27 protein-coding genes, 1 tRNA gene, 3 pseudogenes and 1 other annotated feature are annotated in these 23,406 nt (G+C 46.1%); of the genes and pseudogenes, 26 read left to right on the forward strand and 5 right to left on the reverse strand.

Annotated elements, in window-relative coordinates; genetic code table 11:
• Positions 1–214: 214 nt before the first annotated feature.
• The 4 genes from ETP43_RS01930 (at position 215) to ETP43_RS01945 (ending at position 3,275) form a co-directional block, all read left to right on the forward strand.
• Positions 215–586 (forward strand): CidA/LrgA family protein, encoded by a 372-nt coding sequence (locus ETP43_RS01930; protein WP_022399039.1) that lies wholly within the window; start codon positions 215–217, stop codon positions 584–586.
• Positions 583–1,275: an LrgB family protein gene (locus ETP43_RS01935; RefSeq protein WP_129256936.1), complete on the forward strand. Its 693-nt coding sequence runs from the start codon at positions 583–585 to the stop codon at positions 1,273–1,275. The genes ETP43_RS01930 and ETP43_RS01935 overlap by 4 nt, the downstream gene beginning before the upstream one ends.
• Positions 1,276–1,403: 128 nt before the next feature.
• Complete coding sequence (locus tag ETP43_RS01940) at positions 1,404–2,096, forward strand: FadR/GntR family transcriptional regulator (RefSeq protein ID WP_243114155.1); 693 nt, start codon at positions 1,404–1,406, stop codon at positions 2,094–2,096.
• A 189-nt stretch (positions 2,097–2,285) separates the two neighbouring features.
• Positions 2,286–3,275: a diaminopimelate dehydrogenase gene (locus ETP43_RS01945; RefSeq protein ID WP_022399036.1), complete on the forward strand. Its 990-nt coding sequence runs from the start codon at positions 2,286–2,288 to the stop codon at positions 3,273–3,275.
• A gap of 255 nt (positions 3,276–3,530) precedes the next feature.
• Here the strand turns inward: ETP43_RS01945 and ETP43_RS01950 are convergent.
• Positions 3,531–3,604 (reverse strand) — tRNA-Met (locus tag ETP43_RS01950).
• Between the two features lie 122 nt (positions 3,605–3,726).
• On the opposite strand from ETP43_RS01950, the gene ETP43_RS01955 reads away from it, so the two are divergent.
• From ETP43_RS01955 to ETP43_RS02010, 12 genes are all read left to right on the forward strand, one after another.
• Entirely contained in the window at positions 3,727–4,791 is a 1,065-nt protein-coding gene (locus ETP43_RS01955; protein WP_129256937.1) for a PTS transporter subunit IIC, read from the forward strand.
• Positions 4,792–4,821: 30 nt separating this feature from the next.
• Entirely contained in the window at positions 4,822–6,015 is a 1,194-nt protein-coding gene (locus ETP43_RS01960; RefSeq protein WP_129256938.1) for a metallophosphoesterase, read from the forward strand.
• Between the two features lie 35 nt (positions 6,016–6,050).
• Positions 6,051–6,878, forward strand: a complete 828-nt coding sequence (srtB, locus tag ETP43_RS01965; RefSeq protein WP_129256939.1) for a class B sortase — start codon at positions 6,051–6,053, stop codon at positions 6,876–6,878.
• Positions 6,879–6,942: 64 nt separating this feature from the next.
• A complete protein-coding gene (locus ETP43_RS01970) occupies positions 6,943–7,680 on the forward strand; it encodes an NAD-dependent protein deacylase (protein ID WP_129256940.1) in 738 nt (245 codons plus the stop codon).
• Positions 7,677–7,877 carry a DUF951 domain-containing protein gene (locus tag ETP43_RS01975; RefSeq protein WP_022399031.1) on the forward strand — a complete coding sequence of 67 codons (201 nt, stop codon included), beginning with the start codon at positions 7,677–7,679 and terminating at the stop codon, positions 7,875–7,877. The genes ETP43_RS01970 and ETP43_RS01975 overlap by 4 nt, the downstream gene beginning before the upstream one ends.
• A 104-nt stretch (positions 7,878–7,981) precedes the next feature.
• On the forward strand, positions 7,982–8,269 hold the full coding sequence (gene rpsF, locus ETP43_RS01980; protein ID WP_022399030.1) for a 30S ribosomal protein S6: 288 nt from the start codon (positions 7,982–7,984) through the stop codon (positions 8,267–8,269).
• Between the two features lie 78 nt (positions 8,270–8,347).
• Positions 8,348–8,806, forward strand: coding sequence for a single-stranded DNA-binding protein (locus tag ETP43_RS01985; protein WP_022399029.1), 459 nt, complete (start codon positions 8,348–8,350; stop codon positions 8,804–8,806).
• A 59-nt stretch (positions 8,807–8,865) separates the two neighbouring features.
• On the forward strand, positions 8,866–9,129 hold the full coding sequence (gene rpsR / locus ETP43_RS01990; RefSeq protein ID WP_022171217.1) for a 30S ribosomal protein S18: 264 nt from the start codon (positions 8,866–8,868) through the stop codon (positions 9,127–9,129).
• 244 nt (positions 9,130–9,373) lie between these two features.
• Positions 9,374–11,419, forward strand: coding sequence for a DHH family phosphoesterase (locus tag ETP43_RS01995; RefSeq protein ID WP_022399028.1), 2,046 nt, complete (start codon positions 9,374–9,376; stop codon positions 11,417–11,419).
• A gap of 2 nt (positions 11,420–11,421) precedes the next feature.
• Positions 11,422–11,868, forward strand: coding sequence for a 50S ribosomal protein L9 (rplI, locus tag ETP43_RS02000; protein WP_129256941.1), 447 nt, complete (start codon positions 11,422–11,424; stop codon positions 11,866–11,868).
• A gap of 13 nt (positions 11,869–11,881) precedes the next feature.
• Positions 11,882–13,216 carry a replicative DNA helicase gene (dnaB, locus tag ETP43_RS02005; protein ID WP_022399026.1) on the forward strand — a complete coding sequence of 445 codons (1,335 nt, stop codon included), beginning with the start codon at positions 11,882–11,884 and terminating at the stop codon, positions 13,214–13,216.
• Positions 13,217–13,287: 71 nt separating this feature from the next.
• A complete protein-coding gene (locus tag ETP43_RS02010) occupies positions 13,288–13,854 on the forward strand; it encodes a helix-turn-helix domain-containing protein (RefSeq protein WP_164979572.1) in 567 nt (188 codons plus the stop codon).
• A 72-nt stretch (positions 13,855–13,926) separates the two neighbouring features.
• Here ETP43_RS02010 and ETP43_RS02015 read toward each other — a convergent pair whose 3' ends face one another.
• Positions 13,927–14,097 carry a DUF362 domain-containing protein gene (locus tag ETP43_RS02015; protein ID WP_022171222.1) on the reverse strand — a complete coding sequence of 57 codons (171 nt, stop codon included), beginning with the start codon at positions 14,095–14,097 and terminating at the stop codon, positions 13,927–13,929.
• 234 nt (positions 14,098–14,331) lie between these two features.
• On the opposite strand from ETP43_RS02015, the gene ETP43_RS02020 reads away from it, so the two are divergent.
• A complete protein-coding gene (locus ETP43_RS02020) occupies positions 14,332–14,532 on the forward strand; it encodes a DUF1858 domain-containing protein (RefSeq protein WP_022399024.1) in 201 nt (66 codons plus the stop codon).
• Positions 14,533–14,657: 125 nt separating this feature from the next.
• On the opposite strand, the gene ETP43_RS02025 is transcribed toward ETP43_RS02020, so the two are convergent.
• The gene (locus ETP43_RS02025) at positions 14,658–15,473 is read right to left on the reverse strand and encodes an adaptor protein MecA (protein WP_129256943.1); all 816 of its coding nucleotides are present in this window, start codon (positions 15,471–15,473) and stop codon (positions 14,658–14,660) included.
• Between the two features lie 532 nt (positions 15,474–16,005).
• On the opposite strand from ETP43_RS02025, the gene ETP43_RS02030 reads away from it, so the two are divergent.
• The 3 genes from ETP43_RS02030 to ETP43_RS02040 all read left to right on the forward strand — a co-directional run bounded on the left by ETP43_RS02030 (position 16,006) and on the right by ETP43_RS02040 (position 19,131).
• A complete protein-coding gene (locus ETP43_RS02030) occupies positions 16,006–16,245 on the forward strand; it encodes a hypothetical protein (protein WP_022399022.1) in 240 nt (79 codons plus the stop codon).
• Between the two features lie 287 nt (positions 16,246–16,532).
• Positions 16,533–18,218 (forward strand): glycosyl hydrolase family 18 protein, encoded by a 1,686-nt coding sequence (locus ETP43_RS02035; RefSeq protein WP_129256944.1) that lies wholly within the window; start codon positions 16,533–16,535, stop codon positions 18,216–18,218.
• Positions 18,219–18,252: 34 nt separating this feature from the next.
• The gene (locus ETP43_RS02040; RefSeq protein WP_129256945.1) at positions 18,253–19,131 is read left to right on the forward strand and encodes a hypothetical protein; all 879 of its coding nucleotides are present in this window, start codon (positions 18,253–18,255) and stop codon (positions 19,129–19,131) included.
• Between the two features lie 55 nt (positions 19,132–19,186).
• Here the strand turns inward: ETP43_RS02040 and ETP43_RS18195 are convergent.
• A pseudogene (locus ETP43_RS18195) lies at positions 19,187–19,480 on the reverse strand (DUF6783 domain-containing protein); the annotation flags it as partial.
• On the opposite strand from ETP43_RS18195, the gene ETP43_RS02045 reads away from it, so the two are divergent.
• The 5 genes and pseudogenes from ETP43_RS02045 to ETP43_RS18200 all read left to right on the forward strand — a co-directional run.
• On the forward strand, positions 19,371–20,087 hold the full coding sequence (locus tag ETP43_RS02045) for an N-acetylmuramoyl-L-alanine amidase (RefSeq protein ID WP_243114156.1): 717 nt from the start codon (positions 19,371–19,373) through the stop codon (positions 20,085–20,087). The pseudogene ETP43_RS18195 and the gene ETP43_RS02045 overlap by 110 nt on opposite strands.
• 93 nt (positions 20,088–20,180) lie before the next feature.
• The gene (locus tag ETP43_RS02050) at positions 20,181–21,230 is read left to right on the forward strand and encodes an L-threonylcarbamoyladenylate synthase (RefSeq protein ID WP_129256946.1); all 1,050 of its coding nucleotides are present in this window, start codon (positions 20,181–20,183) and stop codon (positions 21,228–21,230) included.
• 9 nt (positions 21,231–21,239) lie between these two features.
• A complete protein-coding gene (locus ETP43_RS02055) occupies positions 21,240–21,701 on the forward strand; it encodes an arsenate reductase/protein-tyrosine-phosphatase family protein (RefSeq protein WP_022399017.1) in 462 nt (153 codons plus the stop codon).
• Between the two features lies 1 nt (position 21,702).
• The gene (gene rpiB / locus ETP43_RS02060) at positions 21,703–22,146 is read left to right on the forward strand and encodes a ribose 5-phosphate isomerase B (RefSeq protein WP_022399016.1); all 444 of its coding nucleotides are present in this window, start codon (positions 21,703–21,705) and stop codon (positions 22,144–22,146) included.
• Positions 22,143–22,286, forward strand: a pseudogene (locus ETP43_RS18200) (DUF6783 domain-containing protein); the annotation flags it as partial. The gene rpiB and the pseudogene ETP43_RS18200, both read left to right, overlap by 4 nt.
• Here ETP43_RS18200 and ETP43_RS18205 read toward each other — a convergent pair.
• Positions 22,224–22,385: pseudogene (locus tag ETP43_RS18205) on the reverse strand (DUF6783 domain-containing protein); the annotation flags it as partial. The pseudogenes ETP43_RS18200 and ETP43_RS18205 overlap by 63 nt on opposite strands.
• A gap of 26 nt (positions 22,386–22,411) precedes the next feature.
• Between ETP43_RS18205 and upp the strand changes: the two are divergent.
• Positions 22,412–23,041 (forward strand): uracil phosphoribosyltransferase, encoded by a 630-nt coding sequence (gene upp, locus ETP43_RS02070; RefSeq protein WP_022399015.1) that lies wholly within the window; start codon positions 22,412–22,414, stop codon positions 23,039–23,041.
• 68 nt (positions 23,042–23,109) lie between these two features.
• Positions 23,110–23,322, forward strand: a binding site (T-box leader).
• The last annotated feature ends 84 nt before the right edge of the window (positions 23,323–23,406 follow it).

Genomic DNA, 23,406 nt, shown 5'->3' on the forward strand with positions numbered 1-23,406 from the left:
GGTCAGAAAACTGACAGAAGTTTGTTTGCAGGAAGGTTTCTGACTATGGACTTGCAAAAATATGAGCAGGTAGCATTTCTTGAAGAAAAATCTCCGGCGATTTGTAATGAATCGCCGGAGATTTCTGTATTTCTATGGGGAATTTGCTCCTTGACAGGAAAAGGTCAGGTCAGTATAATCTGAAACTGGTACTACCAGTGAAAGGAGAAATATTTTGAAGCACGTAAGACAGTTTTGTATGATATTGTTGTTCTCGTTTATCGGAGAGTTTTTCCGTATGGTGATTCCACTTCCGGTTCCGGCCAGTGTGTATGGGCTGGTATTGTTGCTGGCTGCACTTCTTACCGGTATTGTAAAGCTGGATCAGGTAGAGGGAGCCGCTGATTTTCTGATAGAAATTATGCCGGTTATGTTTATCCCGGCGGCAGTAGGACTTTTGAATGCATGGGATGTGCTGCGACCGGTCGTGGTTCCGGTGGTTGTAGTGACCGTGGCAACAACTGTACTTGTCATGGGAGTGACCGGACAGGTGACACAGCGGGTGATCCGCTGGGAGAGAAAACGTAAGGAGGGAAAAGAAAAATGAAAGATTTCCTGACAAATTCCGTATTTTTTGGTGCGGCGATCAGTTTGGTGGCCTATGAGATCGGAACTCTTCTGAAAAAGAAATTTAAACTGGCAATTTTTAATCCGTTGTTGATTGCAGTCATCTGCGTAATGGCGGTGCTGATTCTGTTTCATATTGATTATGATACCTATAACGAAGGTGGCCAGTATATCAGTTATCTGTTGACACCGGCGACGGTCAGTCTGGCTGTCCCCCTCTATCGACAGATTGAACTGCTGAAGAATAATATCAAAGCCGTTGCAGCGGGCATTCTGTCAGGGGTGCTGGCAAGTATGGTCGGTGTTTACATCCTGGCGCGGGCGTTCCATCTGGACTCGCAGCTGTATGTAACCCTGCTTCCAAAATCCATTACTACAGCAATCGGTATGGGTGTATCGGAAGAACTTGGCGGCGTGGTGACGATCACCGTAGCAGTTATTGTCATTACCGGTGTCCTTGGAAATGTGATCGCGGATCTGGCATGTAAGATCTTCCGCCTGGAGGAACCGGTGGCAAAGGGACTGGCACTGGGAACGGCAGCCCATGCGATCGGAACCGCGAAAGCAATGGAGATGGGTGAGATCGAGGGCGCGATGAGCAGTCTGGCAATCGCGGTTGCAGGTCTGCTGACGGTGGTAACTGCGTCTGTTTTTGCGGGACTGATGTAGACAGATTATTCACTTATAGTAAGTAAAAGCACGTTGAAAGAGGATATTTTGGACGTGCTTTTCTCATATAGAAGTTTTTTGTTGAAACATAGGAAAAAGTAGAAAATAAGAAAGTGAGAAACATATAGTTGGATAAAGAAAAGATACAGGTATCTTCTCCGAAAGCTTATGACCAGGTGCTGGAATATCTGAAAACACTGATAAAAAACAAAGAGATTTCCTACGGCGGGAAAATCCCTTCCGAGAGGGAACTGATGGAGACGCTGGGAATTTCGAGAAATTCGGTCCGGGAGGCACTGCGGATCCTGGAACATACCGGGGTTTTGGAGAGCCGTCACGGGAAAGGCAATTTTTTGGTGAACCGGATGGGAGAAAGCCTCAGCAGTGTATTTTCCATGCTGGTACTGATGGAAGAGAGCAATTACCGGGAAGTCAATCAGCTCCGGTCGATTCTGGAAAAACAAGCGTATGTGCAGGCATGTGCGCTGATCACGGCAGAAGGAAAAGAAAAGGCAGGGGAGATCATCCATCGGATGGAAAATGGGGATCTCGAGGAACGGATGCGGGCAGATCACGAACTGCATCATCTGGTATTTGAATACTCGCAGAACCGCCTGCTGATTCTTCTGACCAATGCGTTGTCCGAGATCATGCGCTCAGAGGGCGAGGTCGTTCTTCGACAGGCGGCATCCATCGACACGGACGAATGGATTACGCTTCATAAAAATATTGCCACCTGTCTTATCGAGGGAAATATTCAGGAAGGACTTTTTGCATTAGAAGAACATTATGAATGGCTTGAACGGGACATTAAAATGTGATAGGATACAAAAGGAGATTTACGACTGTGCCGAGGTAAAGTGATAAATATAAGGCAGCAGTTTAAAAACAGGATCTCCGAAAGCCGCAGGTACGGAGGCGGCAAAGCGTGTGCGCGCGGAGAATCTTCGTAATATCAGGTATGAGAAGATTACGGAAGCGTATAGAAGAGTACAGGAGGAGAACGAACGATGGAAAAAATAAGAATCGGTATTGCAGGTTACGGCAATCTGGGAAAAGGCGTTGAGATGGCGATCCGTCAGAACGCAGATATGGAACTGGCAGGCGTATTTACCAGAAGAGATCCTGCAACAGTAGCCATCAAAACACCTGGCGTAAAAGCATACACCATGGAAGATGCAAAAAATATGAAAGATCAGATTGACGTTATGATCATCTGCGGAGGAAGCGCTACTGACCTTCCAAAACAGACACCGGAACTGGCAAAAGATTTTAACGTGATCGACAGTTTTGATACACATGCAAATATCCCGCAGCATTTTGCAAATGTAGATGCAGCTGCAAAAGAGAACGGACATCTGGCTATGATCTCTGTAGGCTGGGATCCGGGTCTGTTTTCTCTGAACCGTATCTATGCAGAATCCATTCTGCCAAACGGAAAAACCTATACATTCTGGGGCAAAGGCGTAAGCCAGGGACACTCTGATGCGATCCGGAGAATCCCGGGTGTAAAACGTGGTATCCAGTACACCGTTCCGGTAGAAGAAGCTATGGATCAGGTAAGAGCCGGAAAACAGCCGGAACTGACAACCCGTCAGAAACACACCAGAGAGTGCTTCGTAGTTGCTGAGGAAGGTGCTGATAAAAAACAGATCGAAGAATCCATCAAAACTATGAAAAACTATTTTGATGAATACGATACCACAGTAAACTTCATCTCTGAAGAAGAATTTGACGCTGTTCATAACAAGATGCCGCACGGTGGTTTCGTTATGAGAAGCGGTATGACCGGTGAAAATGAAAATACCCATCAGATGATCGAGTATTCTCTGAAACTGGAGTCCAACCCGGAATTCACCTCCAGCGTACTGGTTGCTTATGCAAGAGCACTGAGCCGCATGAAAGCAGAAGGAATGACAGGATGCAAGACTGTCTTCGATGTAGCTCCGGCATACCTTTCCCCGTTGAGCGCAGACGAGATCCGTGCACATCTGCTGTAAAATAAAAACAGAAGATAAATATAGGAAGAAGAGTTGGCTGTTAAAAGCAGTCACTCTTCTTTTTTTGACTCGTTATCGCGGCAGTCGCCAAGGTCTCATGCAAGCATGGACTTTGACTCGTTGCTCGCACAAATCAAAATTGATCCACCGGACCAATTATTGATTTGCAATGCAATAAAAAGACACCACCTGGCAACTGAAAATTGCCAGATGATGTCTCATCAGTCCATCTGCTTTAAAAATGAGCATAAAAAATTGCGGGAGCAGGATTTGAACCTGCGACCTTCGGGTTATGAGCCCGACGAGCTTCCAGACTGCTCCATCCCGCGTCATTAATTATATTATATGCTTATGCGGTGGATTTGTCAAATAGTACTGGAAGATTGGTAATAACCGTGTTACACTTTGGTCAGACTGAAAAATAAAGAGGTGAACAGGAAAGGGGTTATGTATGAATCTGATTAAGAAATATCTGAACCGGGTATTTATAGACGGGCTCAGCGGAATGGCTCTGGGGCTTTTTGCGACTCTGATCATCGGAACAATCATCCAGCAGATCGGGACGCTTGCAGGCGGATCCATCGGGGCGCTGATCTATGCGGTGGGAAAAGTGGCAGCCGGACTGACCTGTGCCGGAATCGGTGTGGGTGTGGCGTACAAGTTTCAGGAATCTCCGATGGTCGTGTTATCAGCGGCTACCAGTGGTATGATTGGCGGGTACGCATCGAAAGTGCTGGCTGGAACACTGCTTGTGGATGGGAATCTGGTATTACAGGGACCGGGAGAACCGCTTGGCGCTTTTGTCGCTGCGTATGTGGGAATTGAGATCGGTCATCTGATCGCGGGAAAGACGAGACTGGATATCATTCTGGTTCCGTTACTATCAATTGGAATGGGATCCGCTGTGGGTATTCTCGTTGGACCGCCGATTTCTTCCTTTATGGCGTGGCTTGGCGGACTGATCAACTGGGGAACCGAGCAGCAGCCGTTTCTGATGGGAATCGTGGTGTCTGTCCTGATGGGTATGATTCTGACACTGCCGATCAGTTCTGCGGCACTCGGCGTGATCCTAAATCTTTCCGGGCTGGCAGCGGGAGCCGCTACCGTGGGATGCTGTTGTAATATGGTAGGATTTGCAGTGGCAAGTTTCCGGGAAAACGGTGTGGGCGGTCTGATCGCGCAGGGCGTGGGAACTTCTATGTTACAGGTGCCGAATATCGTGAAAAAACCGATTATCTGGCTTCCGGTGATCCTCTCAAGTGCCGTGCTTGGTCCGGTCTCCACGATGCTGTTGCATATGACAAACAACGCGACCGGTTCCGGGATGGGATCTGCCGGATTCGTGGGACAGATCATGACCTGGCAGGTGATGGCGCAGACGGAACATCCGGTTGTGGTACTTCTGAAAATTGTTGTGATTCAGTTTGTGCTGCCTGCACTCCTTTCGGTGGTATTTGCACAGTTTATGAGAAAGCATAATTTTATCAAAGACGGCGATATGAAACTGGATCTGTAAAACAGAGAGACACAACATAGAGGAGAGCACATGATTTTACTGATTATTATACCGATTTATATAGCTTTAAACCTTTACATTCTGCACCGGGTACACAAATGGCTGACTGCGTGTTCAAAACGCTTTCATTCGAAATGGTTCGTGGTGCCGTATATTGTGATTTATTCCCTGCTGGCGTTATCTCTGCTGTTTGCATTTTTACTCCCGTCCTCGGGATTTCAGGTGTTGGTAAAACGCATCAGCAATTACTGGCTGGGAACGTTTGTATATATCCTGATGTTTATTGCAGTTGCAGATATTTTGAGACTGATCCTGAAAAGAATCCCGGGAAAAGTGCATGATTTCTTTTTCAGTAAGGTGGGTTATGTGTTTGTGGGAATCTTTTTGACCGCTCTGGTCGGAGGAATGAGTGCCTACGGTATCGCACATTCTCATATCGTAAAGGTGAACCCTTATGAAGTGACGATCCGGAAAAACTGTGGAGACAACAGCGACCTGAAAGTGGTGCTGATTGCCGATCTGCATCTGGGCTACAGTGTGGGAGATCGGCAGATGCAACGGATGGTTAAAAAGATCAATGAACAGGATGCGGATCTGGTGGTATTTGCAGGAGATATTTTTGATAATGAATACGAAGCGTTGCAGAATCCGGACAAGATCGCAAAAACGCTGGCGGGAATCAAGAGCAGATATGGTTCGTTCGGTGTGTTCGGCAATCACGATGTAACGGAGCGTCTGCTTGGCGGATTTTCCGTGACTTCCAAAGAAAATGAAGTGCGTGATCCGCGGTTTGAAGAATTTGCAAAAAAAGCAGGGATTCAGATGCTGGATGACGAAGTGACGCTGATCGACGATGCTTTTTATCTGGTGGGAAGAAAAGATGTACAGAAGCCGGGTGACGGAACAACCAACCGGATGGAGCCGGAAGAGATCCTGGGTGATCTGAATAAGACCAAACCGATCATCGTACTGGAACACCAGCCGAAACAGCTGGAGGAACTGGAAGCAGCCGGTGCTGATATGCAGCTGTGCGGTCATACGCATGACGGTCAGATGTTCCCGGGTAACCTGACGATCAAACTGATGTGGGAAAATGCCTGCGGCTATCTGAAAAAAGGAAATCTGCACAGTATCGTAACTTCAGGTGTGGGCGTCTGGGGACCGGCGATGCGTGTCGGTACGGACTGCGAGATCTGTCCGATCACGGTTCATTTTCAGGGATAACGAAGCAAAGAGACAAGAAAGGATATAAGGAAGAGATGACAGCAAAGAAAAAAAAGAAGAAGAGCGGCGGGATTTTCTGGAAACTGCTGTTTCTGATCGCACTTGCAGTGTTCTGTTTTTCCATGTATCAGCTGGTAACGATCTACCTGGGGTATAAACAGGGGGTGGACGAATACCATGCTGTGGCAGAAGCAACGACAGTACAGAGCAGCGAACCGCTGGAAGTAGTGGAAGAAAAGAAAGATGAGGAGGGTAATCTGATCATTCCGGAAGAGGAAGAGATTACCGTCAATCCGCCGGAGGTGGATTTTGATGCACTAAAGGCAATCAATGACGATGTGGTAGGATGGCTCGAACTCGAAGCAATCCCTTCGATCAGTTATCCGATCACACAGGGAGAGGACAATGAGTATTATCTGCACCGGACGATCAAACAGACCTATAATTTTGCGGGATCGATCTTTATTGATTCTACGAATGCATCGGATTTTTCTGACTGTAATACGATCATCTACGGTCATAATATGAAAAACGGTTCGATGTTCGGAAAATTAAAACAGATGTATGAAAGCGGCAAATACAAGGACAGCAAATATCTGTGGATCTGTACACCGGACGGAAAATATCGGTATGAGATTTTCTCGATGCAGTATGCAAACGTAAACAGCGATGTATATACGCTGTTCAGCGAACATGACGACCAGTTTGGTGTGTATGTGGACAAGATGGCGAAACAGTCGAAAGTAAATATGAAGACAAAAGGACTCAGCAAGGACGATTATGTGGTGACACTGTCTACCTGTACGTCGAATGAATCGATGCGATTCGTGGTACAGGCGCGCTGGGTTGGAACGTATAAATAATGAAGCAACAGAATGTGGACGTGTGGAAGAACTTCACGAAATATGTGGATAAGGAGGATGCGTAATGGAACAGGATGTGGAAAAATTACAGGAACTTGTAGATCAGTACGACCGGATCGTATTTTTCGGCGGTGCAGGAGTCTCTACCGAGAGTGGGATTCCGGATTTTCGAAGTGTGGATGGACTTTATAATCAGAAATATGACTACCCACCGGAGACCATCTTAAGCCATACATTTTTCATGCGCCACACGGATGAGTTTTACCGGTTCTACCGGGATAAGATGCTGGCGCTGGATGCGAAGCCGAATGATGCGCATAAGAAACTTGCCGAGATGGAAGAGGCAGGAAAGCTTACCGGTGTGGTGACACAGAACATCGACGGACTCCACCAGGCGGCAGGAAGTAAACATGTGATGGAACTGCACGGATCGGTACACAGAAATTACTGTATGAAATGCCATAAGTTTTATGATGCATCTTACATGCTGCATTCCGCAGGGGTTCCAAAATGTGAGTGTGGCGGTGTGATCAAGCCGGATGTCGTTTTATATGAAGAGGGACTGGACAACGAGGTGGTAGCGGATGCCATCCGTACGATCGCCGAAGCAGAGGTGATGATCGTTGGCGGAACTTCGCTGGCGGTATATCCGGCAGCCGGACTTCTCGATTATTTCCGGGGAAAGGCACTGGTGCTGATCAACAAAGGTGCGACACCGCAGGATCGTAACGCGGATCTTCTGATCCAGAAACCGATCGGACAGATTTTTTCACAGATGAAAGTAAGGGGAAACAGAACATGACATATCAGTATGAAATAGGAGATATCGTAAAACTGAAAAAACAGCATCCGTGTGGCAGCAGCGAATGGGAAATCCTTCGCGTGGGCGCGGACTTCCGTCTGAAATGTACCGGGTGCGGACACCAGATCATGATCGCAAGAAAACTGGTGGAAAAAAACACAAGAAATTTACGGAAAAAGAGTGAAGAAAACACTTGAAATTGTTCCTGATTCATGGTAGAATATCAACTTGTGATATATAATTTATCCTTGTTTCCGGTCCTGAAACCGGAAGCCAAAAGTCCAAAAGGAGGTAAAACAGCATGAGCAAATATGAATTAGCATTGGTTGTGAATGCAAAAATCGAGGATGAAGCTCGTGAAGCCGTAGTAGAGAAAGCTAAAGGTTATGTAGCACGTTACGGCGGAACAGTTACAGAAGTTGAAGAATGGGGTAAGAAGAGATTAGCTTACGAAGTTCAGAAAATGAGAGAAGGCTTCTACTATTTCATTCAGTTCGAAGCAGATGCAACCTGTCCTGCAGAAGTTGAAAGACACGTTCGTATCATGGACAATGTAATGAGATATTTAGTTGTTAAGAAAGAAGCTTAATTTTTTCTTAAGTGCCAAGCCCATTAAAGGTTTGTAAGATCCCGTAAAAGTAGATACATTTACAAGAGAGGTAAGAATATGAACAAAGTTATTTTAATGGGTCGTTTAACAAGAGATCCTGAGGTAAGATATTCAGCAGGAGACAATTCACTGGCAATCGCGAGATATACACTGGCTGTTGACAGAAGATTCAAAAGAGACGGGGAAGCAACCGCTGATTTTATCAGCTGTGTGGCATTCGGCAGAGCAGCAGAGTTCGCTGAAAAATATTTCCGTCAGGGTATCAAGATCGCAATCAGTGGAAGAATCCAGACCGGAAGCTACACCAACCGGGAAGGCCAGAAGGTCTATACCACAGAGGTAGTAGTAGAAGACCAGGAATTTGCAGAGAGCAAGGCATCCAGTGACAGTTATCATGGTGGTAACTTCGGTGGGCCGGCAAGCGCACCATCCGCTCCGACAGCAGGTGGAAGCGGCTCCGCAGATGGTTTTATGAATATTCCGGATGGTATTGATGAGGACTTGCCATTTAACTAATACGCATAAGGCACTGGCCCGGATGCGAGTCATTAGATTTCGATAAGGAGGTAATATTCATGGCTTACAATAAAAGTGAAAGACCAGATTCTCCAATGAAGAGAAGAGGCGGACGCAGAAGAAAAAAAGTTTGTGTATTCTGCGGTAAAGAAAACAATGAAATCAGCTACAAAGATGTAAATAAATTAAGAAAATATGTTTCTGAGAGAGGAAAAATCCTTCCTAGAAGAATCACAGGAAACTGTGCAAAACATCAGAGAGCTCTGACTGTAGAGATCAAAAAAGCAAGACATATCGCTATTATGCCATATGTAACAGATTAATTTAAAACGTTTGTTATACCGCTACCAGGAAACTGGTGGCGGTTTTCTTGTTTAGAAAGAAAAGACTTTTTTCTTTGTGCGGGAAATGGTATAATAGGAGAGTAATTTGGCAGTCTGCCCTTTTCTGACAGGTTGCCGGAAAATCATACCTTTTCTGAATGTGGAAAAGGTGTACTTGAAAAGGAGATATTTCCTTAGAAGGGATAAAGAACCGAAAGGGAAAGATCGATGATAGGTACAGAGTATGAAAGATGGAATTAAGTTGAAGGGTCAGCTGGCAACCTATATGCGATGGCCGTTTGTTCTGACGCTGCTTCTGGTGGTGATGGATGTATTATTGTACACGGTCAGCTGGAAGGCAGGAGGAATTGGTACCATATTTACGGCGGTGTATCTGTTACTTGGTATTCTGCTGTATTTTCATAGGAGACCGGTGATCCTGAACGAACTGATTTCCTTTGCTACCCAGTACGGACAGGTGCAGAAGAGTCTGATGAAGAATTTTGCACTGCCCTATGCACTGCTGGACGCAGAAGGAAAGATCCTCTGGATGAACGATGAATTCCTTTATCTGACGGGAAAAGACCAGAAGTACCGGAAGTTTATCGGAAATATTTTTCCGGAGGTGACGATGAACAAACTTCCCATGCCGGAGGAAGTAAGAGATCTTGAGATCGCATATCAGGATCACGATTTCCGGCTGAACATGCGAAGAGTCGAGATCGATGAACTGCTTGATGGTTCTCAGATTATCGATGCGGATGCAGAAAAGAATTATCTGATCGCAGCGTATCTTTTTGATGAGACAGAACTGAAAAAGTATATGCGAAAGAACAAAGAAGAACAGCTGGTGACGGGTCTTCTGTATCTGGATAATTATGAAGAGGCGTTAGAGAGCGTTGAAGAGGTCAGAAGTTCTCTGCTGATCGCGCTGATTGACCGTAAGATCAACAAGTATTTTGCTGCGATTGACGGTGTGGTGAAAAAACTGGAGAAAGATAAGTATTTTCTGGTCATGCGGCGCAAATCGCTGGAACAGTTAAAAGAAAAGAAATTTAATATTCTGGAAGAAGTCAAATCCGTAAATATCGGAAATGAGATGGCAGTGACCATCAGTATCGGTATCGGAATCAACGCAGATTCGTTTGCCCATACTTCCGAAGCGGCGCGGATCGCGATGGAACTGGCGCTTGGACGAGGCGGTGACCAGGTTGTTATCAAAGAAGGCAACAACATCACGTATTTTGGCGGTAAATCTCAGATGATGGAAAAGACCACAAGGGTAAAAGCCAGAGTCAAGGCACATGCGCTGAAAGAGTTTATGAGCAGCAAGGACAAGATTGTGGTTATGGGTCATAAGATCACGGATGTGGACTCTTTCGGGGCGGCGATCGGTATCTACCGGGCGGCGAGAACCCTGGAGAAGAAAGCCTACATCGTAATCAACAATCCGACCTCATCGATCCGTCCGCTGATGGATGGATTCCTGCACAGCCAGGACTATGATTCCCGGATGTTTGTGACAAGTCATGAGGCGAAAGAGATCGTGGATGATAACACCGTGGTTGTCGTAGTAGATACGAACCGGCCGAGTTACACGGAATGCGAAGATCTTCTGTATATGACGAAGACGATCGTAGTTCTCGATCATCACAGACAGAACAAGGATATTATCCAGAATGCGGTACTGTCTTACATCGAGCCGTATGCATCGTCAGCCTGTGAGATGGTTGCAGAGATCCTGCAGTATTTTTCCGATGGTATCCGGATCCGGAATATCGAAGCGGACAGCCTGTATGCGGGTATCATGATCGACACCAACAATTTCCTTACCAAAACCGGTGTCCGTACCTTTGAGGCGGCGGCTTTCCTGCGTCGGTGCGGTGCGGATGTGACGAGGGTAAGAAAGATGTTCCGGGAGCATGTAGAAGATTACCGTGCCAAAGGAGAAGCAATCCGAAATGCGGAACTGTTCCGGGATCATTTTGCAATCTCTGTGTGTCCGAGCGAGGGACTGGACAGTCCTACCGTGGTCGGTGCGCAGGCGGCAAATGAGTTATTGAATATTATCGGCGTCAAGGCATCCTTTGTGTTGACGGATTATCGCAATACGATCTATATCAGTGCCAGATCGATCGATGAAATCAATGTACAGATTGTGATGGAACGTCTCGGCGGCGGTGGACATCTGAACATCGCAGGCGCGCAGCTGGAGCATTACTCCATCGCGGAAGCCAGAGATGTACTGAAACAGACTTTACAGAAAATGCTAGATGAAGGAGATATATAAAGATGAAAGTTATTTTGCTTGAAGATGTAAAAAGTCTTGGAAAAAAAGGACAGATTGTCAATGTAAGTGACGGATATGCAAGAAATCTTCTGCTTCCGAAAAAACTGGGTGTGGAAGCTACCGGAAAGAATATGAACGATCTGAAACTGCAGAAAGCACATGAAGATAAAGTGGCACAGGAAAATCTGGATGCTGCAAAAGCATTTGCAGAAGAACTGAAAGACAAACAGGTGGATGTAGGAATCAAAGTAGGAGAGGGCGGAAGAACCTTCGGCTCTATCTCTGCAAAAGAGATCGCAGAAGCAGCAAAAGCACAGCTGGGTTATGAACTGGACAAAAAGAAATTGCAGCTGTCTGCTCCGATCAAAGAACTGGGAACAACCATGGTGCCGATCAAGTTACATCCGAAGGTAACCGGTGAACTGAAGGTTGTAGTAAAAGAAGCATAGGAGGAATTCTTCCGTGGAAGAAGAACTGATTAAACGAATTCTGCCCCACAGCGATGATGCGGAGCGCTCTGTCATCGGTTGTATGATGATGAACCGTGAGGCAATCATGATCGCTTCCGAGATCCTGAACGGGGATGAATTCTATCGACAGCAGATGGGAATCGTTTTTGATTCCATGGTGGAATTATATAACGAAGGAAAACCGGTGGATTTTGTCACACTTCCGGAAAAATTAAAGGAAAAAGATGTTCCGCCGGAGATCAGCAGCATGGAATTTGCCAAAGATCTGCTGACAGCGGTACCGACTTCGGCGAATGTGGGACATTATGCAAAAATCGTCAGGGAAAAAGCGATGCTTCGCCGGCTGATCAAGATGAACGAAGATATCGCCAATACCTGTTATCTGGATAAGGAACCGGTGGAAGAGATCATGGAGGATACGGAAAAGCAGTTATTTCAGCTGTTGCAGACCCGTACCGGCGGTGATTATGTTCCGATCCGGCAGGTCGTGTTAAATGCATTGGAGACGATTGAAAAGGCTTCTCAGACGAAGGGAACGGTAACAGGAATCCCGACGGGTTTTGTGGATCTGGACTATAAAACTTCCGGTTTGCAGCCTTCGGATTTTATTCTGGTGGCAGCCCGTCCTTCTATGGGTAAGACAGCATTCGTCCTGAATATGGCACAGTACATGGCATTTCGAAAGGACAAATCCGTAGCGATCTTTTCCCTGGAGATGAGTAAGGAACAGCTGGTAAACCGTCTGTTCTCTCTGGAATCGAAAGTGGATTCGCAGAAGATCCGTACCGGAAGTCTGGAAGATGAAGACTGGGCGAAGCTGATTGAGGGAGCCGGTGTGATCGGCAATTCCCGCCTGATCATCGATGATACACCGGGTATCTCGATCTCGGAACTGCGTTCCAAATGCAGAAAGTTCAAGCTGGAACAGGGACTTGACATTATCATCATCGACTACTTACAGTTGATGTCCGGCAGCGGCCGTGGCGGTGATTCCCGTCAGCAGGAGATTTCCGATATCTCCCGTGCACTGAAGGGAGTAGCCAGAGAGCTGAATGTTCCGGTAGTTGCCCTGTCGCAGCTGAGCCGTGCGGTAGAAAAACGAGACGACAAGCGTCCGATGCTTTCCGACCTTCGAGAATCGGGAGCCATCGAGCAGGATGCCGATGTGGTTATGTTCATCTATCGTGATGACTACTATAATAAAGATACAGAAAATAAAAATATGGCGGAAATCATCATAGCCAAACAGCGAAACGGCCCGATTGGTACGGTAAACCTGGTATGGATGCCGGAATACACGCGGTTCGTCAACGCGAAAAAGGACTAAAGAAGGCGAAGAGATTTTCTTGTAAAGTACCTCCTGCATGCTCTATAATGAGTGCAGGAGGTACTTGTATTATGAAAGAAACCAGATACCTGATTTCCGAGACGGCAAAACTGGTTCAGGTAGAACCTCATGTACTGCGTTACTGGGAGGAAGAACTGGGATTGTCCATCAAGCGGAATGAGATGGGACATCGGTACTATACCGACAAAGATCTAGAGATATTTCAGAAGATCAAGGAACTGAAAAAAGAAGGCTTGCAGTTAAGGACGATCAAAGAGAAAATTCATGAGGGAGAACAGCCCCCTTCTGTAAAAGAGACGGGGATATCCGGTGAGGCGGTTTCCACACAGCGAGAGACGGGATATCCGACAGAACGGATCCAGGTGAAGATCGTCACCCCGCAGAAGTTTCTGCCAGAGCAGCCTTCCGATAAAAGAGAAGAAAAGCAGGAAAGAAAATCCGACCGGCTGACAAAAGAAGAACGTTTTCAGGTCATTATGGAACGCCTGATTCACGATATTGAACTGAAGGAGCGAAAAGAGGGGCGATACCGCAGACTGGATGAAGCGATCCGGCGGCATCAGCAGTCCAGAAAAATGGTCGCTGCCACACAGGAGAACCGCAAGAAGAAAAAGTAAAAAAAGGAGCTGCACACGAAACCGTGTACAGCTCCTTTTCCGCGCGGAAATAATTATATTCAAAAATAATAATTATTCTTCAACGATAGCTTCTGTAGGACAGACACCTGCACAGGTACCACATTCTACACAAGTATCAGCATCGATAACATATTTTCCATCACCTTCGCTGATAGCTTCTACTGGACATTCACCAGCGCATGTTCCACATGCTACACATTCGTCAGAAATTACATATGCCATAATACAAATCCTCCTTTTCGTATATTGCCGATGCTCTCTCGGCTATATGCTCATTCTAATATAAGTGGTGGCGGATTACAAGTACAAATTTACATACAATCCGAGTTGTTTGTATGATTTTTTGATACATCAAAAACGAACAAAAATTAGTTGTGACGAAGTCACTAATACAACAGTTGCTTCCGGGGAAAAATGGTATTATAATGTGCGTATCACAGGAAAGGAGATAAAAAGATGAGAAAAATTTCCAAAGATATGATTATTGCCGATCTGGTAGCGATCGATCAGAATATCATCGTAATTTTAATGCGCGCCGGCATGCACTGCATCGGCTGCCCGTCAGCTCAGGGAGAGACTCTGGAAGAAGCAGCAATGGTTCACGGACTGGACGCAGACCTGCTGGTAGATCAGATTAACGATTATCTGGCACAGTAAGGAAGAAAGAAAATCAAAATTGGTCCACTGGATCAATGATGAATATGAAATGTAACAAAAAAGAAACGACAGGATCGTAAGATTCTTCCTGCCGTTTCTTTTTTGTTACATTTCATATTAGAAAATTACACATTCAACAATAACAGCTGCTGTAATGCCTGATCAGCTACCAGAACTTCCACGTGCTCTTTGAGGTAAGCCTCCGTTGCTGCGGTGCAGGCTTTGCCGGTACCATATTCGGAGAGCATGTTGCAGACTCTGTTAAAGTTCTCCGGAGTCATGCCGGTCTGATGAAGAATCAGCACATAAGCAGTTTCGCGGTCTTTGTAGAGTGTATTTACTCCGGTGTACCAGCCGTTCAGAGCGGCGGCCGCCCGGATGACAGTATCCAGACTGGAGAACGTGAAGATACGGGTCAGATCCGGACGGGTCTGTGCGGTATTATTTTCCTCTGTTTCTCCGTCAGCGTGTGTCTCTTCGCCTTCCGGCTGAATCTTTGTTTTTCTGTCAGAGGAAACATCCTCTTTCTTTTTCGCAGAAGAAGCCGATGACTTTTTGAGACGGCCTTCACATAACTTCTGGAAGAGATCCAAAATATCATCCGCGCCTGCAACGGACGGTTCCTCGGTCTGAGAAGGAGCCGCATCATCTGCACCAGGTGCGAACTTGGAAAAACGGGTGTCGAGTTCTTCCGGATCTTCCACTTTTGTGATGATCAGTACGATGCTGTCCGGTGTGATCGGGATCGCTTCGATCATCAAAGGAACGTTATCCGCTTCAAATCCAAACTGATCCTGTGCCTGAAGCATCATGTCACGGAAAAGATCTTTTGCCTTTTCGGATCCGTAAGCCAGCTCGCTTAATTTTAACTGGCGGTCTGCCAGATCTTCGCTGGTCAGTGTGCAGCGAATCTGAGTATCATTAATTTTTTCTATTTTCACAGATATCACATCCTTACTATCAACCATTGATCCTGTCTGAAAGACAGGTATATAGAATCACTTTTATTATATACTATATGCAAACCGGATGTAAAGGATTAAAATCTTATGGTTTACAAACCTTTTATAAGATGAAATGTATAAAAATATCGAAAAATAAAAGAAAAATCAGAGAGAATACATAATATATTATAAAAAGTTAATAAATTTCCGATAAAATTGTAATGTTTTTCTTGCATTACGATAAAAATCAGGTATAATAAAGGACAGAAAAGGTGGCACGGTTCCGAGAAAGGATGTGAGGCCGGCCACTGTTTTGAAAATCTATATCATATCAAAAACGTTTCAACTATTTATAATTCTACTCAATTCATAAGACGTATAATTTCGTATTTCCCCAAGTGTAACAAATGAATGTGATTAAGTTTAATTGCTGGGACGAGTGTCATCTTTTCAAAAAATAATGGTGCTGTGCACTTAAGAAAGGATCTATATATCACAAAAGAAAATATGAACAAAGGAAAATGAAACTATGAAAAATGAAAAGAAGCAAAAAGACGATTTCCGTAAGGAACTGGATGCCTATCAGGCGCAGGGAATTCCGCTGTGGCTGGACGGAGAACCGAGCAGTCCAAAGGAGATCTGGAAAGCCCATAAGATCGCGGAGGATGTCTCCTATATGAGAGATTATGTCCCGGATCCTGAGGGAAGACTGCTCAGACTGGAGTTTGATGCGGTGAAGAAAGAAGATGGTTATCCACAGAAATCGTAAAGGAAAAGAGGAAACTGTAGAACAGCAGATATAAATCAAAAGATCACAGGGTTCCCTCCCTTGCATGCAGAAGGCTGTTCTACACAGAAAAGAAGCCACAGCGGAAGAGTTCAGGTTCTTTCGACTGTGGCTTGTTGTTGCATTGCATATCAATAATTGGTCCAGTGGACCAATTTTGATTCCGGTTGAGCGCCAGGTGCACAGAAAAAAACAAAAAAATATGTCAAAAAAAGATGACGGGAAAACATTCTGTTGTTATAATGGGATGCAGTAGGAGGTTATCAGACATGAAGAAAAAAATAACACCGGTTGTTCTGGTGGTCGTATTGATTTTTTTGGTGATCTGTGTGGGGATTCTTTCTATATTTATTAAGAAGTATACTCCATCCGGAAAGACGATAGATGGAAAAACATATTTTCAGCTCACCGGAGATGATGAAGTCGGTCTGGTGGTGAATCATGAGCTGGAAGATGCAAAAGTGAAAATTGTTGACGGAAGATATTATGTGGAAGATTCTGTCGTTGGTACATATATTAACAGCAGATTTTACTGGGACAGCCAGCAGCAGGTGATGCTGTATACGCTGCCGACGGAAGAATTTCAGATTACACCGGAGAGCACACAGTATGTGACTTCGTCCGGTACGCAGTCCACGGATTATGTGATCTTAAAACAGATCGGGGACAGCTTCTATCTGGATCTGGAATTTGTGAAGCAGTATACGGATATGGATTATACTGTCTATGAGGATCCGGCGCGTGTGGTGATTCGCACAAAATGGAATGATCTGCAGCTGGTGACCGTACAGAAAAACAGTGAGATCCGCCAGAAGGGCGGCATCAAGAGTTCGATTGTCACCAAAGTGAAAAAAGATGATACGCTGTATCTGCAGGAAGAGATGGACAACTGGAGTAAGGTTTCCACGGCAGATGGTTACAGTGGCTATATCAAAAAAGAAGTGCTGTCTGATCCGGTGGATGATACGGAACTGCATGCAAGCACTGCGCCGGAATATACCAGTATCAGCAAAGATTACAAGATCAATCTTGCGTTCCATCAGGTGACAAGCATGGACGGTAATGCAACGCTGGCACAGATGGTGGCGGATGCACAGGGGGTCAATACGATTTCCCCGACCTGGTTTTCCGTGACGGACAATAACGGTACGATCTCTTCTCTGGCAAGTGCTGATTATGTAAAACAGGCACATGAGATGGGAATGGAAGTGTGGGGACTGATCGATAATTTTAACAGTGCTACGGATAACCTGACATTCCTGTCAAGTACAGCGGCACGGGCAAATATTATTCAACAGCTGATGGAACAGGCGGCAGCTGTGGGAATGGACGGTATCAATCTGGATTTTGAGTCCATTACAGAAGAACAGGCACCGCATTACATTCAGTTTGTAAGAGAACTCTCGATTGCCTGCCGGAACCAGGGACTTGTATTTTCCATCGATGACCCGGTTCCGACTTACAGCAGGCATTATGACAGAACGGAACAGGGAATTGTTGCGGACTATGTGATCATCATGGGATACGATGAGCATTATGCGGGAAGTACGGAGGCAGGTTCGGTGTCTTCTCTTGGATTTGTAAAAGCCGGTATTGAAGATACATTGAAGGAAGTGCCGGCACAGAAAGTGATCAATGCGATTCCGTTTTATACCAGAGTCTGGATCCAGCCGTTTGGTGCAGGTAATCTGACAAGTGAAGTGCTTGGTATGGACGGTGCGGCAAATTATATCAGTGAACACGGTATGGATACCTACTGGGATGACGAAGTCGGACAGAATGTGGCAAGTGTGGAAGCCGAGGATGGCATCTATACGATCTGGGTGGAAGATGAGCAGTCCATCGGGGAGAAAATGAAACTGATTCAGGAAAACCAGCTCGCCGGAGTGGCAGAGTGGAAACTGGGATTTGAGCGGGCATCGGTATGGCCGGTGATCGCGCAGTATTTGCAGTAAAAGGAGTATAGACAAGAAGGGAAAGGATAAAGACATGGCAGAAGAAAAATTTAAAACGACGTTAATGGGCGGCTTTGATAAAGATGATGTATTACATCAGGTCCGCGAGATGAAGGATGCGGCGTATGCAGAAAAGAGTAAACTGATCAAAGAAAAAAAAGATCAGGAAAAAGTAATTGAGGATCTGAAAAAGCAGCTGGAAGAGAAGGACAGAGAGAAAGAGGAAGCGCTGCAAAAACAGAGAGAGGCGCATAAAGAAGAACTCGCAAAGATGGAGGAAAAAATCCGGGAAAAGCAGAGACAGAAAGAGAAACTGGAGCGCCAGATCAGTGAAAAATATCAGAAATATATCGATCGCTATGATCTGATCGGCGGACTGGTGCTGGAATCCGAGGAGAGAGCGGAAAAAATCACCAATGCGGCAAATGAGAAAGCGGAAAAACTGATCAGCGATGCGACACAGCAGACAGAAAGCATGACGCAGAATGCAAAAAAAGCAGCAGATCAGATCGTTACGGAAGCAATCGCTACCAGAGATACCCTGATGGATGAGGCGAAGAAAGAAGCGGAGAAATGTCTGGAGGCTGTGCAGGCGGAAGTGGATATGAAGCTTGCAGAAGGCAAGAGAAAATACATTGCCGTACAGGACGAGATGAATGAGATCGTGGAACTGATCAATCAGGCGCAGATCCGTTTTATGGCTTCTTATAAAGAGGTACACAAGATCGTCAGCGCAATGCCGGAGACCATGCAGGAACTGGAGGACGAAGACAGAAAGAACGATGGCGGGAAAACAGCATCAGCGGCTGCACAGAGAAACCGGAAGACAGACGATCCGGAATACGGGGATGACCTTGACGAAGAAGAGGAAGATTTTTCCGAGGAAGAACTGAAACAGAGAGTGAACCGCTAGAGCGTGTCTGAAAAATCATTTCCGCAATCTGCAAGCCCCACTTTGCGGTATATTTTACCCTCATTCGGTTGCCGTAGCCCGCTACGCCGCCCTCATTCGGATAAAATCTCCCACAAACTGAGACTCGCAGCTCACGAAAAGCCTTTTTCAGACACGCTCTAGGAAGACGGAAAAACAGAGGACTTGAAGCAGACTCCCGGGCATATATTTTTAGTAAATATGCTCCGGGAGTTTTTACGTTGAAAAAGAAAATATGGGAACTGGGAATGACATTGTTGCTCCTGATCGGTGTGTTCTGGCTGGCAAGGACGGGAGCAAGACTTACAGGCGCAGGTGCGGGGGAGAGCAGAGGTGTGGTACTGATCGACAGCGGACACGGTGGCAGTGATCCGGGAAAGATCGGGATTCATCAGGAAAAGGAAAAAGATATCAATTTACAGATCGCAAACCGGCTCAAAAAGCAGCTGGAAAAGAATGGGGTACAGGTTTATATGACGAGAGAAACGGATACGGATCTCTCGGATGGAACCGGAGGAAACAGCAAGGTACAAGATCTGAAAAGACGTTGTGAGTTGGTCCGGGAGCTTCAGCCGGACTGTGTGCTGAGCATCCATCAGAACAGTTATCCGGAGGAGGCGATCCACGGGGCACAGGTCTTTTATTATGAGGATTCCGTGGAGGGGAAAAAACTGGCGGAAATTTTACAGAGACATCTCGTGGAAGGACTGGATAAAACCAATCACAGACAGGCAAAGGGGAACAAGACCTACTATATGCTCAAAAAAACAGAAGCGACGCTTGTGATCGTGGAATGTGGTTTTTTGAGCAACGACCGGGAAGCCAGCCTTCTGACAGACGAGAAATACCAAAAAAAAGTGGCAAAGGCGATCTGCAGCGGGACGTTGGAATATCTGGACAGTTTGACAGAGAAAAGTAAAGGCAGCGCAGAATCATAGATGAATGAGAAACCATGTGATAAATTTACACTTGCCCATCGCACGTTACTCTAGTATACTGTTATCAGATGTGAGGAAATAAGGTGAAAGAAAATGAAAACAAAAGTGATTCGTATGAATCCGCAACAGCTGGATATGGAAGGCATCCGGGAAGCCGGAGAGATTCTGAAACAGGGCGGTCTGGTAGCATTTCCTACAGAGACGGTATATGGACTTGGAGGAAACGGACTGGATCCGCAGGCATCTGCCAAGATCTATCAGGCAAAAGGACGGCCTTCGGATAATCCGCTGATCATTCATATCGCAGATATGGAAGATCTGGCAAAAATAGTAAAAGAGGTACCGGAGAGTGCAAAGAAGCTGGCTTCTGTCTACTGGCCGGGACCGTTGACGATGATTTTTGAGAAAAGTGATATTGTGCCTTATGAGACAACCGGAGGAATGGATACGGTGGCAGTGCGTATGCCGGATCATCCGCTGGCACAGGCACTGATCCGGGCAGGCGGCAGCTATGTGGCCGCGCCGAGCGCCAACACATCGGGACGCCCGAGTCCGACGATGGCTTCCCATGTGGAAGAAGATCTGGACGGAAAGATCGATATGGTTCTGGATGGCGGTCCGGTTGGGATCGGTCTGGAATCAACGATCGTGGATTTTACAGAAGAGATCCCGACGATTCTGCGTCCGGGATATATCAATCAGGAGATGGTAAGCAGGGTGATCGGTCAGGTACAGATGGACCGGGGACTGATCCAGGCAGACAGTAAAGTCAAACCGAAAGCTCCGGGAATGAAATACCGCCATTATGCCCCGAAAGCGGATCTGACGGTAGTGGAAGGATCTCCGGAGGCTGTGCAGGAGAAAATCTGTGCACTGGTGGATGAAAAGATCAAAGCCGGAGAAAAAGTAGGCGTGATCGCCACTGAGGAGAGCATGCAGGCTTATCCGGAAGGAATTGTAAAATGCATCGGAACAAGGGCAGATGAGGAGAGTATTGCGAGACATCTGTTCGCTGTGCTGCGGGAATTTGACGACTGTGGAGTGACTTATATTTATTCAGAAGCTTTTGATACGCCACAGATGGGACAGGCGATCATGAACCGTCTGATGAAGGCGGCAGGTCAGAAAAAGATTCTGGTATGAGGATGAACTATGGTAATACGGTATAAAAAACTGATTTTTGTAGATACCAATGATAATTGCAGGGCACCGATGGCGGAGATGATACTGAAGAGAAAATTTCTTACCAATCCGCTGACGATCGAGTCGAGGGGAATGGTGGTATTATTTCCGGAACCGCTGAATCCGAAAGCGGAGGCAGTGTTGACCAGCAATGGATATCCCCAGCCGAGTCATATTGCCATGCAGTTAGAGCAGGAAGATATCAACAACGATGTCCTGATCCTGACGATGGAGGATAAACAGAAATCGCTGATCTGGGAGACGTATGAGAATGCACCCCATGTCTATACAGTAAAGGAATACGTGGGGGAGAGCGGAGATATCCCGTCCCTGCACGGTCAGCCCCTGACGGTATACAGTCAGTGTTATACGGAGCTGGAATTATTAATGAGAAAACTAGTAACAAGGTTAAACGAAGAGGAGGAACTGTAACATGATAGCAATTGGTTGTGACCATGGCGGATATGAACTGAAGAAAGAGATCGAGGCATACCTGGACAGCAGAGGACTGGAGTACCGCGATTACGGATGCGACAGCACAGATTCTGTAGATTATCCAATCTATGCAAGAAAGGTAGCACACGCCATCGTAGACGGCGAGTGTGAGAAAGGAATCCTGATTTGCGGAACCGGAATCGGTATCTCGATTGCAGCCAACAAAGTACCGGGAATCCGTGCCGCATTATGTACCGATTGCTTCTGTGCACAGGCAACCAGAGAACACAACGATGCGAACGTACTGGCACTCGGTGGCAGAGTTGTAGGACCGGGACTTGCAATCAAGATCGTTGAGACATTCCTGGATACCCCGTTTTCCAACGATGAGCGCCACATCCGCAGAATCAAACTGATCGAGGAGCCGGCAGATGGAGAATAAAAAAGACTGAAAAAGGTAACAGCCGTAGAGCGTGTCTGAAAAATCATTTCCGCAATCTGCGAGCCCCACTTTGCGGTATATTTTACCCTCATTCGGTTGACGTAGCCCGCTACGCCGCCCTTATTCGGATAAAATCTCCCACAAACTGGGACTCGCAGCTCACGAAAAGCCTTTTTCAGACACGCTCTAGCGATGAATGGAAACTGGAGCCGCGCTACAAAATAACAAAAGAGTGACATGCTGGGAACAGCAGGAAGGAGAACAAATGTCAAAAGTAGTAGTTATGGATCACCCGTTGATTCAGCATAAAATCGGAATTATCAGAAGAACAGAGACAAGCAGCAAGGAATTCAGAGAAATGATCGGTGAGATTGCCATGCTGATGTGCTATGAGGCGACCAGAGATCTGAAACTGGAAGATGTGGAGATCGAAACTCCGATCACAAAAATGACTGCAAAAGAACTGGCAGGAAAGAAACTGGCTGTAGTGCCGATCCTCCGTGCAGGTCTGGGAATGGTAGAAGGTATGCTGGCAATGATCCCGGCTGCAAAAGTAGGACATATCGGTCTGTACCGTGATCCGGAAACTCTGGTACCGGTAGAATATTACTGCAAACTTCCGGCAGACAGTTCTGAGCGTGATATCTTTGTCGTTGACCCGATGCTGGCAACCGGTGGATCTGCAGAAGCAGCGATCACCATGCTGAAACAGAAAGGTGTAAAAAATATCCGTTTCATGTGTATCATCGCAGCACCGGAAGGTGTGAAGAAACTGCAGGAAGTACACCCGGATGTGGATATCTACATCGGTGCACTGGATGATCATCTGAACGATCACGGCTATATCGTACCGGGTCTTGGGGATGCCGGAGACAGAATTTTCGGAACAAAATAAGAGAGAGTCGGATAGCAACCCCTTGACAAATCAGGGAGTTTCCGATAAAATCCTATCAGCAATAAAATAAAAAGGCGATGAAGGGAATAGTACACAGGAGACAATCAACAGAGAGGAAATCAATGGTGGAAGATTTCTGTGCGGAACGTGTGGAACCGGCCCCGGAGCTGTCTGTGAATAAGCAGACCGCGACTTTGGCGTTAAAAAAGAGTGAAAGAAAGTGAGCAGTCTTCGGGCTGTTAATTAGGGTGGTACCGCCGGATAAGCATCTGGTCCCTTTTTGGGGATCAGGTGCTTATTTTGATCTGGAATCCCCTGGAGATAGAGAAATGTACTCTCGGATACAACTGACAAAAATTATCTCG

It is taken from the genome of Blautia faecicola (assembly GCF_004123145.1).
Classification (GTDB): Bacteria; Bacillota; Clostridia; order Lachnospirales; family Lachnospiraceae; genus Oliverpabstia; species Oliverpabstia faecicola.